We start from the raw sequence: 12,507 nt of genomic DNA, 5'->3' as shown, positions 1-12,507 counted from the left end.
CCGCTTTGCTGGTCATAGTTACTCCATAGTTTATCACTATTGCCCAGTTTTCGCCAATAAGAGGCGAGTCAGGTGCCTGTCGCGCAATATGCTTTTTTCATGTAAACTGAAGGGCATAGGAATTTATCAAGCGGAGGTTTCAACAATCATGCTTCTTCAAGTTTCTGATGTATCCAAAAGCTACGGGGTTAGCAAGGTACTCTCGTCCATTACATTTCAAGTGCAGCCGCGCGAGCGAGTTGGACTTGTCGGCGTGAACGGCGCAGGCAAATCGACGCTGCTGCGAATTATCGCGGGAGAGATGTCTGCGGACTCCGGCACCATCTATAAATCCAAAGAAACAACGATCGGCTACCTCGCGCAATCGAGCGGCCTGCAGTCGGATAAGACAATTGATGCGGAGATGCGCGCTGTCTTTGCTCATCTGATTGATGCGGAGAAAGAGCTTCGCACGCTCGAGCAGCAGATCGCTGATCCGAATCTCCATGCGGACGAGAAGCAGTATCAATCCATACTTGACCGATATTCGAAACTGTCCGATTGGTTCCGGGAGAACGGCGGCTTCGAGATGGAGACTCGCATCCGGATGATTTTGCACGGAATGGGCTTCGGTCAATTCCCTCCCGATACCATTATTTCCACGCTTAGCGGCGGTCAGAAGACACGCCTCGCGCTGGCGCGAATTCTGCTTCAATCTCCGGACCTGCTCATGCTCGATGAGCCGACCAACTACCTGGATATCGAGACGCTCACTTGGCTCGAAGACTACCTGCGCGGCTATGATGGCGGCATTCTGGTCGTCTCTCACGACCGATACTTCCTCGACGCTGTCGTCCAGACGATTGTTGAGATCGAACGGCACGCGGCAAGACGCTATACGGGCAATTATTCCCGTTTTATTGAAATTAAAGCGGCAGAATATGAAGCTCAGATGAAGCAGTTCGACAAGCAGCAGGACGAAATCGCGAAGCTTGAGGACTTCGTTCAGCGCAACATCGTTCGCGCATCGACAACAAAGCGCGCTCAAAGCCGTCGAAAGGCGCTTGAGAAGATGGACCGCCTCGACAAGCCGCTCGGCGACCTGAAGAAAGCGAGCTTCTCCTTCGAGATCGAGCGCCAAAGCGGCAACGACGTGCTCGATGTGAACGATGTATCGATTCGCTTCCCTGAGAAGCAAGCACCGCTCTTCGAGCATGTTTCATTCCGATTAGAGCGCGGCGAGAACGTAGCGCTGATTGGGCCGAACGGGATTGGCAAGTCGACGCTGCTCAAGGCGCTAGTCGATCAGCAATCATATGAGCAAGGTACCATTCGCTGGGGAACGAACGTGAAGATCGGCTACTATGATCAGGAGCACACGGGGCTAAACAAAGCGAATACGGTGCTTGAAGAGCTTTGGAACACCTATCCAGGCATTGAAGAAGCGCGAATTCGTACCGTACTCGGCAACTTCTTGTTCAGCGGCGATGACGTGAAGAAGAAGATCAGTACGCTTAGCGGCGGCGAACGGGCACGTGTATCCCTCTCGAAGCTAATGCTAGCCCATGCGAATATGCTTATTCTCGATGAGCCTACCAACCATCTCGATTTGTACAGCAAAGAGGTGCTGGAGTCTGCGCTTATGGATTATGACGGCACGCTGCTGTTCATCTCCCATGACCGTTATTTCCTTAACAAGATGGCGGAGCGCATTGTCGAACTCGGACCGGAAGGAACGCAGCATTTCCTGGGAAATTATGACGAAATGATCCAGAAAAAGCGTGAAACCGAGGAGCTCCAGCTGGAAACGCTGTCAACTCAGCAAGGAAAATCGAGCAAAGCAGCAGCAGCGCTGGAAGTTGCCCCTGTTTCTTCGTACGAAGCCGACAAACAAGCGAAGCGTGACGAACGGACTCGTCAGCGCAAGCAGGAGCAGCTTGAGAACGACATTGCCCGCCTGGAAGGTGAAATTGCCGTTCTTGAAGAGCAGCTCACCGATCCAGACGTGTACAATGACTATGTGCGGGTGCAGACAATCCAGTCCGACTTGGAGTCGCTCAAAGCGCAGCTCCAAGAGGTTTATGAGGCTTGGGAGCTGCTGCTCGCCTAGGCCTAAGCCAGCTTCACTTCCTTCATAATAGAGCGACGTTTGATCACATAAAGTAGCAATAGCGCACACAACCCGAATCCGGACAGCAGACATGCGGTCCGGATTATTGCTGTCCACTCTCCGAGCGAGATGAGGTGCCGGAGTCCTTCAACGGCGTACGTCATCGGCAGAAAAGGATGAATGAACCGGAACAGCCCCGGCTCGAGAACGACCGGATACGAACCGGAGCTCGAAGTAAGCTGCAGCATCAGAATGAGCACCGCCACGAAGCGCCCCGTGTCACTGCCAAGCACCGCAATGAGCATAAACAGAATGGCCGTAAACACGAGCCCCACCAGCATCGCGTAGATATACATCGCAAGCGGCGGCAGCACCGTAGGTATCCCAAGCCCCGTATGCAAAATAAACACCGACAACAGTGCCTGACAGACGCTGACCGAAGCAAGCGCGACGTATTTGCTGCCGAGGTACGACAGTGGTCCATGAGGTAGAGCAAGCACCCGCCATATATCAATGACAAAGAACAGCACAAGCGATCCTACCCACAGCGATAACGCGATAAAATAAGGCGCGAACCCAACGCCGTTGCTCGGCACCGGATGTAAATTCGTCTCCTCCAGCATGACCGGATCTGCGATTATCGCTTGGCGATTCGCCGCTTGTCCGTCAGAGGATGCCATGCCCGCTGCATCACTGAGCTTATCGGCAAGCTCGCCTTGCCCTTTATTAATCTGGGCAAGACCGTCACGAAGCGCAGCGGCCCCGTCCCCAAGCTTCGCATTCCCAATACGGAGCGCCTCCACACCGCTGTCAAGCTGGAGCAGCCCGTTCATTAATTTACCGCTGCCTTGCTGCAATTGCCCCACGCCGCTTGCCACATCTTTGACCCGCCCGCCAATCGTATCAACAGCCGATTGCTGCTTGCCTATCAAAGCAGATACATCCTCTGCCGCTGTGCGGAACTGCTCCATCTGCCCTGCCAATTGATCCAGCTTCGGCGTCAATGCAGCCGCACGGCTCGTGACTTGTCCAATAGATTGATCAAGCGATGACTTAAGCGTATCGATGGACTGTGTCACCGCTTGCAGCGTTCCAGCCGCGTCCGCCCCTGTCGACTGAATACTGCCAAGCTGCTCTGCCAACTGTTTATAGTTCGTATTGCCGGGAAGGTCAGTTGCCTGCTGACCCATGCTTTGAAGCAGCTGCTGACCGCTCTGTGCCCGATTACTCATATCGGCGACTTGCGACTGTACCGGGCGAACGAGCGTACTTAACGCATTCAAGTCGGAAGCCGTGCTCTTGACGTTAGCCAGCTCCCCGCGAAGCAATGTCATATCGTTGCTTACCCCTGTTAGCGATGTGAGCAGGCTAGACTGTGAAGCGGCAAATTGACTCGCCGGATTAGATGCCGGTTTGGAGGTGGAAGCTGCGCGAACCCCGCTCCACTGATCAATCCCAGCAGTCGCTAGCTCTGCGAAAGCATTCAGCTTCACAAGTCCGTTCTCCAGCTCATTCGCGCCGCTCGTAATAGACTGTAAGCCTGTGGACAGCTTTGTCATGCCGCCTCCGCTTTGGGTTAACCCGTTTGCCAAATCGCCTGCACCTTTGTACGCCTGCTCCGATGCAGCAGATAGCTTGGCGGCGCCGTCCGCTGCGTCCTGCAGCCCTTTTGACCCATTAAGCACTTGGTCGAAAATAACGCTTAAATAGTTCTCCTGCAGCTCTTTGCGCAAATTGTTATTCACACTGTCTGCCACGGCGCGCACGATCTTCGCTTGCAGCATGTTCGTTCCTTCACTCAGCTCCATGCTGAGATGCGTCGGTTGTGGATGATCACCGCTGACGCTATATGCCTGTGTTGAGAATCCCGGCGGCAGATAGAGTGCGAGCGCATAGCTCTCGTTATTAATGCCTCTGTGCGCTTGCTCCCTGCTTACTAGGGTCCAGTGGGTATCGGTATCTGCAATCAGCTTATCGGCAAGCTCGCTGCCGAGATTATGCTGCTCTCCCCCGCGCTTCGCGCCTGTATCTTCATTCACGATAGCAAGCGGCAGCTTATTAAGCCTTGCGGTCGGGTCCCAGAATGCCCACAAGTAGATAAAGCTGTACAAGAGCGGAAGAACCATGAGGCCCAGCAATGATTTGCGCACAGCACGGGATCTCCACATGGATTTGATATCGAGCAGCGCCAGCTTCCAACCGCTTATTGTACTTTCCGCCGCACTCGTCGTATTTGTCGTTTCCTGCATTGCATGTTCCTCCCTATCGTCTGTATAAGTAGCATTTGCACGAAGGTGGCCGCACATGCGGTTTTTCAATCTATCCCCCTTTTCCACAGAACTATCCACAGCTATGGATGAATTGTGCGGCAATTCTGGCACTATTAACGATGTTAAACATGAATAAATTTAACGATTCTTTAATATTAGAAGTTCCTGAGAAATATGAGAGCAGTTATTATCCACTTTATCCACATTATCCACAGTTGGGTTGTGAAAAACTTATCCGACATTTGTTCACATTGTAAACGCCCATTTTATGCGGCTTTCACGCAGTTACTCACATTGGAAGGTATTGTTGTGCATAAGTCTGTGCATAACTTGCGTGCGGCAGTGGAAAACGTGGAAAAACGCGGGTAAAATAAAAACAGAGGGCTGGATAACCCTCTGTTTGCGATGTTAATTGGAGATTGCAGCGCGCAGCTGCGAGCAGATTCGCTCAATATGGCTGGTATTGCCACGCGGCGCATCCGGCCACTCGGCAAGCTGCACCGGATGCCAGAATGGCTCCGGCGTCCCAGCATATCGCGGGATCAGATGCATGTGAAAGTGCGGCACGGCGTCGCCTCGCACATAGCTGTACACATGCTCGGCATGCAGCGCCTCTCGCAGCGCACGGCTCATTCGGTTCGTGGCGATGAAGATGGCGCTCGCCTCTTCGTCCGTCAGATCGCCAAGGCCTCGCACATGCCGCTTCGCTTCAACGATTAAATAGCCCAGATACACGTTCTGGCTATCGCCGGCAAGCCCTATATGCGATACGGATACATGCCCGTTCTCATAGATGACGCCTCCTGCTGGCTTGATGTCTCCGCGGTGCTTGCTGCAGATGAAACACGGCTGGATATCCATCGGAATGCGCCTCCTTTTAGGCAGAGTGGTTGACTCGCTTCTCGCTTAGGCCAACTGTTCCGTCTCTTCCTCCGACTCGTTCAGCTGTAGGCTTATCAGCATTTGGTTGCATGCCCCCACGTAAGCCTGCGCCGCCGCCAAAATAATATCGTTATGCACAGCCGTCCCCGTATACCGCCGATTGTTATACACAATGCTCACGTTTGCTTCGCCATGCGCATCTTCGCCTGTAGATAACGAATGGATCTCCAGATCCTCGAACTCCGCAGAGACAGGGATTGCCTGCTGCAAGCAGTGGATAACCGCTTCAAGCGGACCCGTTCCCGTGCCTGTCAGCGTACGTTCTTCCTGCGATTCCCGCTCGCGGATTGTGACGGATGCGATACGAGAGCGCTGCGTGCCGGCAAGCACCTGCAAGTCAATCAGCGTGTATGGATCATGCTGCGTCGCTGTCGATTCACTAGCCAGACGGACGAGAACGTCGTCGGGAACGATTTTCATCTCATCGGCTTTCACTTTGAAGCGGTTGTACACATCGAGCAACTGCTCGTCAGTCAGCTCGATGCCGAAGTCAGCCAATCTATGCTTGATCGCATGACGGCCGGAGTGCTTGCCAAGCACGATCATGCTGCGCGGAATCCCCATCGCTTCAGGGTCCATAATCTCGTAGGTGTTGCGGTTCTTGAGCAGACCATCCTGATGAATGCCCGACTCATGCTGAAAAGCGTTCCGACCTACGATCGGCTTATTGTAAGCAATCGGGAAGTTCATCGCCTTGCTGACCATCCGCGATGTTTCATAAATCTCGCTCATCACGATGCCCGTCTCTGCGCCGATTGCCGATTTACGCGTCTCGATCGCCATCACCAGCTCCTCCAGCGAACAGTTACCTGCGCGTTCGCCGATGCCGTTGATCGTGACTTCGACTTGGTTCGCGCCAGCTTGGATGGCTGCGAGGCTGTTCGCTACCGCAAGGCCAAGGTCATTGTGGCAGTGTGCGCTGAACTGCACTTTATCCGCGCCTCTTGCACCAGCCCGCACCGTGCGGAACAGATTGCCGTACTCCTCAGGCAGCGCGTATCCCAGTGTATCCGGCAAGTTAATAACCGTTGCGCCTTCTGCGATGACCGCTTCGACCATCTCAATAACGAAGTCGCGGCCCGTGCGGCTTGCGTCCATCGGAGAGAACTCGATTTCATCAACGAACTGCTTGCCGTAGGCGACCATTTGGCGGGCAATCTGGAGTACCTCCTCACGGGATTTCTTCAGCTGGAAATCCAGATGGATATCCGAGGAGGAGATGAACAGATGCAGGCGGCGGCGGGCAGCATCCATGGTGGAGCGGACCGCTGCGTCGATATCACCTTTGATCGCGCGGGCGAAGCCAACGATCTCAACGCCTTGCAGCTCGCGGGAAATCTGCTGCACCGCCGCGAACTCGCCCGGGCTCGACACCGGGAAGCCCGGCTCGATAATGTCTACGCCCAGCTTCGCCAGCTGGCGGGCAAGGACGATCTTCTGCTCCGGCCGCAGCGTCGCGCCCGGCGACTGCTCGCCGTCACGCAGCGTCGTGTCGAAAATGCGGATGATACGGTTGTTGGACTGGGACTGGGATTGGGTTTGAGCTTGGGATTGGAATTGATTCATAGTCATAAGGGTTAACCTCCTAAATGGTTTATGGGATTTGGTTTTGGTGAGCTAAATAGCTGGTTTGGTGGACCTCTTCGGCTTGATCGCCAATGAAGCTACTTGGAGTACCTTCTTTGATTCGTTCTGGCGGTTTTTAGTCAATGTAGCTACCTAGAGTACCTTCTTTGATTCGTTCTGGCGGTTTTTCGCTAATGTAGATACCTGGAGTACCTTCTTTGGTTCGTACCGGCGGTTTTTCGCTAATGTAGATACCTGGAGTACCTTCTTTAGTTCGTTCTGGCGGTTTTTCGCTAATGTAGATACCTGGAGTACCTTCTTTGGTTCGTACCGGCGGTTTTTCGCTAATGTAGATACCTGGAGTACCTTCTTTGGTTCGTTCCGGCGGTTTTTCGCTAATGTAGAAACTTGGAGTACCTTCTTTGGTTCGTTCTGGCGGTTTTTCGCTAATGTAGACACTTGGAGTACCTTCTTTGGTTCGTTCTGGCGGTTTTTCGCCAATGTAGCTACCTGGAGTACCTTCTTTGGTTCGTTTGACCAACTTTTGCTCGATGTAGCTGGTTTGGTGGACCTCTTTGGTTCGTTTAGCCAACTTTTGCGCGATGTAGCCGGTTTGGTGGACTTCTTCGGCTCGTTTGACCAACTTTTGCTCGATGTAGCTGGTTTGGTGGACCTCTTTTCGGCGATTTCTCACCGATGTGTATCCCTCGGGGACACTCTTACACTCTTTTCGGCGCCTTCTCACCGATGTGTATCCCTGGGGGACACTCTTACGCTCTTCTCGACGATTTCTCACCGATGTGTATCCCTGGGGGACACTATTGCGCCTTTTGCCCAACAAAAAAAGCCCATCGTCTCTTGTAATCAAGAGACGACAGGCTTCATAAGCTTGCCGCGGTACCACTCTCGTTGCCCGAACCATCCGGTTCGGACCCGCTTAAGCAGCTGTACATCCGGTCAGCGCCATGCATGTATATGCACACTTGCTCACCTTCATAAGCTGCACCCGATCACGGGGGTTAGCCGTAACTGGTGTACTCTCGGCAACGATTGCCTTGTGCTAACTTAACGCCACAAAGCATTGCCGCCGTGTTCCACCGTTCCGCTCCCAGGCGAGTTCGGATCATCCTTCGACTGCGTCGCACCACCCCGCAGCTCTCTGCTTTTCCCGGATTCGATTCCTACTGCTCCTGTTCCTTGCGTTTCTGATCTATGTTCACTTCAGTCCTGATAGCATCAAAAAAAGCCCGCCATCCCTCGATCCAATACTGGATCAAGGGACGACAGACTTGTAAGTTCTGGCGCGGTACCACCCTTGTTGACGCTGCCCATTAGAGCATAACGTCCACTTAAGCAATCACTAACGATTCTAGAAGTCGTCAGCGATGCACCCGATCACGGCGGTTAACCGTAACAACGTACGCGAGCTGCTCCATCAGCCTTGGCCTTCGGCCAACAAAACATGGACTCGTTTCCGCTATTCCGCTCCCAGGCGAGATTCAAGCTGTTACCCGTCTGCGTTGCACCAACCCGCAGCTCTCTGATCACGGCACTTAAGCTCTACTAATCCTGTTCAACGCGTTTGCGTATGATGATTGTGAAGTGTTGTTGCTTATTATATGCTTCCCTAAATCGTCTGTCAATTCAGAAAGCAGCACTATTTCAAAAAAACTAACTCCGCACCGACCATTCTTCCAGCGACAGCCCCGGCTCCGCCTTCATGTCGAGCGGCGTGAATTCGCCACGCACCCACTTCAAATGCGCAGCCGCGCCAATCATCGCGGCATTGTCTGTACACAGACCTAGCGGCGGAATAAGCAGCGGGATGCCAGCTTCTTCGCAGCGCGCAGTTAGCTCCGCGCGCAGCCCTCCATTAGCAGCAACTCCGCCGCAAAGCAGCAGCTGCTTCGCGCCTGTTTCGCGCACCGCACGAAGCGCCTTCGTCACGAGCACGTCGATGACGGACGCTTGGAAGCCGCGGGCAAGGGCTGCTTCGCGAAGCGGTTCGCCTTTCATTTTGGCAGAGTTGATTGCTGCAAGAACGGCTGATTTAAGCCCGCTGAAGCTGAAATCATACGAATCCGGCTCCAGCCACGCCCGAGGCATCACAACTTCCTCTTCCGCTCCTTGAGCCAGCTTGTCGATATAGGGTCCGCCAGGATAGGGGAAACTCAAAGTCCGAGCTACTTTGTCATAAGCCTCGCCAACTGCGTCGTCTCGAGTCCGTCCAAGAATCTTGAACACGCCTTCGCTCTCCATCAAGACAAGCTCCGTATGGCCGCCTGATGCAACGAGCGCCAGACACGGATACCGCATCTCCGCGACCAGCTCATTCGCATAGATATGTCCGGCGATATGATGCGTGCCGATCAAGGGGAGACCGAGCGCCATGCTCAAGCTTTTGGCTGCGACGATGCCGACAAGCAGTGCCCCGACTAACCCCGGACCTTGCGTAACCGCAATGGCCGACAGATCGCGAAACGTCACGCCCGCTTCAGACAGCGCCTGCTCCATGATGAGCGTGATTGACTCGACATGCTTGCGCGATGCGATTTCTGGCACGACGCCTCCGAATCTTTTGTGCGTATCGATTTGGCTCGAAACGATGTTCGATAAGATAAGTTTACCGCCGCGAATTACCGCTACCGACGTCTCGTCGCAGCTCGTCTCCACAGCGAGAATAAGTTCATTCGTCGTCATCTAGTTGCTCCATACCCGAGGAATCCAGCTCCGCCCACATAATGAGCGCATCCTCCATATTGTCTGAATAATAGCCGGGGCGAATGCCGGACGGCTCAAAGCCCAGCTTGCTGTACAGCTGCTGAGCTACCGTATTGGATACCCGAACCTCAAGCGTCATGCGCTTCGCGCCGAACATGACCGCAGTCCGCTGCAGCTCCACCATCAGCTTCGTGCCGAGTCCAAGCCCGCGATATGGCTCGCGAACAGCCACATTCGTCACATGCGCTTCATCCATAATCGTCCACATGCCGCCATAACCAATGACATCACCTTCGTAATCCATCACCATATAGCGGGCAAAATGATTGTTCGTCAACTCGTTCACGAATGCCTCCTCGGTCCACGGACTCGTGAAGCTTTCCTGCTCGATCGCGACGATCGTATTCACATCATCAAGCGTCATCATCCGAAAAACAAGACGGCTCACGTCTTCGATTACTTTCACTGTGACCCGCCGTCCTTTCCGTCAGCCGCTTGCTGGGCTGTTTTCTCCTGAAGCTTGACTTCCGCTTCCGTCAGCTGCGTATAGTTCGGGATGAACGTATGCGCATCGTCCTGTTCACCGGCAGAGAGGCGATTAAGCCCCAGCGCGGCAACCGAGCGTCCTTCGAGGATGTACTCCTGCCTGCGGACTTCTACGCTGAGTCCGGATTCCGAGCACAATTGCTGCAGCCGATCCGCTTCCGCTTCATGCTTTTCCAATTCACCAACGATCCAGATCGCAGATGGGCGAGATTGCGAAGGCATTTCAGCTACCTTTGCAATTAGACGCTCTACCCAGTCGTGCATCAGACGAATGCCGTCTTTGGACAAACGTGTCCAACTGTCGCCTTCGCCGCCAAGCGATGCTGCCTCGAACAAAGCTGTGTACACTTGTCCGCGTCTTGCATCCATAATCGGGACGATCCACACAGATGCGGAAGTCTGCGAATGCTCTGCAGAAGCATGAGATTGCCACGCGCCAAAGCCAAGCGCTTCGAGGCTAGACACGCCGACGAGCGGCTTGTTCCATACCCACGACAGCGTTTTGCCAACAGAGACAGCGATCCGCATGCCTGTGTAGGAGCCAGGACCGCGTCCAATCGCGATACCGTCCAGCTCTTCCGGTTTCACACCGCAATCCTGCAAAATCTGTTGTACAATCGATACGGTGTGAACCGAATGGTTACGCTCCGCAAGCGACTGAATGTCCTGTAAAACCTCTTGTCCGCGCACGAGCGCGCAAGCCAAAGAGGCTGTTGATGTATCAAGTGCGAGCACGAGTTGTTGCCCATTATGTTCACTCATCGTTTCGTGCTCCTATCGCCTGTAATTGTTGGCACCACGCCACATACTGCGCGCCAATACCCGTTATCGTAAACCGCCGCGCTTCGCCGCCGAGGTGCGTAATGTACATCTGCAGCCGATCTGGCGGAAGCAGCGCTTCGATAAGACTTGCCCATTCGACAATCGTGACGCCATCACCGAAGAAATAATCATCCAAGCCAAGCTCGTCCGCCTCGTCCTCGGACAGCCGGTAAACATCCATATGATAAAGCGGCAGCTGCGCGCCTTTATATTCTTTAATGATCGTAAACGTCGGGCTGTTCACGACGCCCGGCACACCGATTCCGACTGCAAAAGCTTGCGAGAACCGCGTTTTGCCCGCGCCAAGATCGCCGTCCAGCGCCAGCACCGTTCCCGGCACCGCCCAGCTCGCCAAGAGCTGCGCTAAACGAACGGTATCTCCTTCGTTCTCTGTCATCCATATGACTTCCATGTGATCACTCATGAAGCTTAATCTCAGCTCCTAATTTCCAAAATGATTATAGCCGCGCTTGGCTAGCGCTTCCCGCTTCGGATCGGCAGACTTGCCAGAACCGCATTCAGCAAAATCGTGAATAAGAGTAACGGCAGCGTGGCCTGCCTCGACCTCGCCGATAAGGTACATCGGCAGGCCGGCGGCGGCGAGCTCAGCCTTCGCCGCCTGTGCATCCTCGGCTGCGATTGTGCCGAGCAGCATGTAATCTTCGCCGCCGTAGAGGATCCAGTTCAGCGGATCCTCGCCGCAGCTGTGCGCGTAGGCGGTCATGCTGCCGCTGCGCGGAAGCAGTGACTCGCGCAGCGCGAGTGTGACGCCCGAAGCCTCGGCGATTTCCCAGGCTTCGCTGGCGAGTCCGTCGCTGATGTCATTCAGCGACGTGATGGTTCCACGCGCGGCGAGCATCCGCGCCGCGCGAACCGAAGGCGCCGGGCGCTGGTGTGCTTGCACCAGCGCCGAGGCGCCAGGAGGCAGCGGCGGCGTGCCCGTGCCGCCGCCAGCCGTTTTGCCGCCGCCGCGGGCTGCTGCCGCGGCGAGCAGGACATGAAGACCGGCCGCGGCCATTCCCGCGGGGCCGGTCACGAACACGGCGTCGCCGGGCGCTGCGCCAGCCCGGCGGATCGCCGCTCCCGCCGTGACGGTCCCCATCACCGTCACGGACACAACCATGTGCAGCGGCGCCGATGTCGTGTCGCCGCCAACGATCGCGACGCCGTAGGCATTGGCGCACGCGTACAGCCCATCATAGAGCCGGCTAATTCGTGCCGGCTCCCAAGCTGGCGGCGCGCTGACGGACACCAGCGCATGCCGGGGTTCGCCGCCCATTGCCGCAATGTCGCTAATATTAGCGGCAAGTGCCTTCCAGCCGATGTCGAAAGGCTCCATCGTCGCATCGCTGAAATGGACGGTCTCGACCATCGTGTCGACCGCCATCAGCCACTGCAGCTCTTCGCCGGCTAACTCTGCCGGCGTCTCTACAATCGCGGCATCATCGCCGATGCCGAGCACAACACCTTGCGCCTGAAGCAGTGCCGGGCTTTGGCGGCCTTCCGTCCAGTAGCGTATCCGCGCAAACTCATCCAATCCCGACCACCTCC

General features: G+C 55.1%; 10 protein-coding genes and 1 other annotated feature. Of the genes, 1 reads left to right on the top strand and 9 read right to left on the bottom strand.

What is annotated here, in order from left to right:
- Positions 1-148: 148 nt before the first annotated feature.
- Positions 149-2,089 carry an ABC-F family ATP-binding cassette domain-containing protein gene (locus tag AC0YNX_RS21695; RefSeq protein ID WP_475817799.1) on the top strand — a complete coding sequence of 647 codons (1,941 nt, stop codon included), beginning with the start codon at positions 149-151 and terminating at the stop codon, positions 2,087-2,089.
- 2 nt (positions 2,090-2,091) lie between these two features.
- Here the strand turns inward: AC0YNX_RS21695 and AC0YNX_RS21690 are convergent, their stop codons facing one another.
- The 9 genes from AC0YNX_RS21690 to thiL all read right to left on the bottom strand — a co-directional run bounded on the left by AC0YNX_RS21690 (position 2,092) and on the right by thiL (position 12,493).
- A complete protein-coding gene (locus AC0YNX_RS21690) occupies positions 2,092-4,338 on the bottom strand; it encodes a YhgE/Pip family protein (protein ID WP_475817798.1) in 2,247 nt (748 codons plus the stop codon).
- Between the two features lie 429 nt (positions 4,339-4,767).
- Positions 4,768-5,220 (bottom strand): HIT family protein, encoded by a 453-nt coding sequence (locus AC0YNX_RS21685; protein ID WP_475817797.1) that lies wholly within the window; start codon positions 5,218-5,220, stop codon positions 4,768-4,770.
- Between the two features lie 45 nt (positions 5,221-5,265).
- Positions 5,266-6,867 carry a 2-isopropylmalate synthase gene (locus tag AC0YNX_RS21680; protein WP_475817977.1) on the bottom strand — a complete coding sequence of 534 codons (1,602 nt, stop codon included), beginning with the start codon at positions 6,865-6,867 and terminating at the stop codon, positions 5,266-5,268.
- A gap of 136 nt (positions 6,868-7,003) precedes the next feature.
- On the bottom strand, positions 7,004-7,561 hold the full coding sequence (locus tag AC0YNX_RS21675; protein ID WP_475817796.1) for a hypothetical protein: 558 nt from the start codon (positions 7,559-7,561) through the stop codon (positions 7,004-7,006).
- Between the two features lie 579 nt (positions 7,562-8,140).
- Positions 8,141-8,453 (bottom strand) — a binding site (T-box leader).
- Between the two features lie 85 nt (positions 8,454-8,538).
- Positions 8,539-9,567 (bottom strand): tRNA (adenosine(37)-N6)-threonylcarbamoyltransferase complex transferase subunit TsaD, encoded by a 1,029-nt coding sequence (gene tsaD, locus AC0YNX_RS21670; protein WP_475817795.1) that lies wholly within the window; start codon positions 9,565-9,567, stop codon positions 8,539-8,541.
- The gene (rimI, locus tag AC0YNX_RS21665; protein ID WP_475817794.1) at positions 9,554-10,054 is read right to left on the bottom strand and encodes a ribosomal protein S18-alanine N-acetyltransferase; all 501 of its coding nucleotides are present in this window, start codon (positions 10,052-10,054) and stop codon (positions 9,554-9,556) included. The genes tsaD and rimI overlap by 14 nt, the downstream gene beginning before the upstream one ends.
- Positions 10,051-10,896: a tRNA (adenosine(37)-N6)-threonylcarbamoyltransferase complex dimerization subunit type 1 TsaB gene (gene tsaB, locus AC0YNX_RS21660; RefSeq protein WP_475817793.1), complete on the bottom strand. Its 846-nt coding sequence runs from the start codon at positions 10,894-10,896 to the stop codon at positions 10,051-10,053. The genes rimI and tsaB overlap by 4 nt, the downstream gene beginning before the upstream one ends.
- The gene (gene tsaE / locus AC0YNX_RS21655) at positions 10,889-11,380 is read right to left on the bottom strand and encodes a tRNA (adenosine(37)-N6)-threonylcarbamoyltransferase complex ATPase subunit type 1 TsaE (RefSeq protein WP_475817792.1); all 492 of its coding nucleotides are present in this window, start codon (positions 11,378-11,380) and stop codon (positions 10,889-10,891) included. Before tsaE ends, tsaB begins: the two co-directional genes overlap by 8 nt.
- 18 nt (positions 11,381-11,398) lie before the next feature.
- Complete coding sequence (thiL, locus tag AC0YNX_RS21650) at positions 11,399-12,493, bottom strand: thiamine-phosphate kinase (protein ID WP_475817791.1); 1,095 nt, start codon at positions 12,491-12,493, stop codon at positions 11,399-11,401.
- Positions 12,494-12,507: the final 14 nt, after the last annotated feature.

It is taken from the genome of Paenibacillus sp. J31R98 (assembly GCF_056269245.1).
Note: the sequence above shows the minus strand (reverse complement) of the source record. Positions and strands in the feature narration are given on the sequence as shown.

Coding starts and splice junctions, on each gene's coding strand:
- AC0YNX_RS21695 (WP_475817799.1), top strand. CDS start 149: ATGCTTCTTCAAGTTTCTGATGTATCCAAAAGCTACGGGGTTAGCAAG.
- tsaE (WP_475817792.1), bottom strand. CDS start 11,380: ATGAGTGATCACATGGAAGTCATATGGATGACAGAGAACGAAGGAGAT.
- AC0YNX_RS21680 (WP_475817977.1), bottom strand. CDS start 6,867: ATGAATCAATTCCAATCCCAAGCTCAAACCCAATCCCAGTCCCAGTCC.
- tsaD (WP_475817795.1), bottom strand. CDS start 9,567: ATGACGACGAATGAACTTATTCTCGCTGTGGAGACGAGCTGCGACGAG.
- tsaB (WP_475817793.1), bottom strand. CDS start 10,896: ATGAGTGAACATAATGGGCAACAACTCGTGCTCGCACTTGATACATCA.
- AC0YNX_RS21685 (WP_475817797.1), bottom strand. CDS start 5,220: ATGGATATCCAGCCGTGTTTCATCTGCAGCAAGCACCGCGGAGACATC.
- AC0YNX_RS21690 (WP_475817798.1), bottom strand. CDS start 4,338: ATGCAGGAAACGACAAATACGACGAGTGCGGCGGAAAGTACAATAAGC.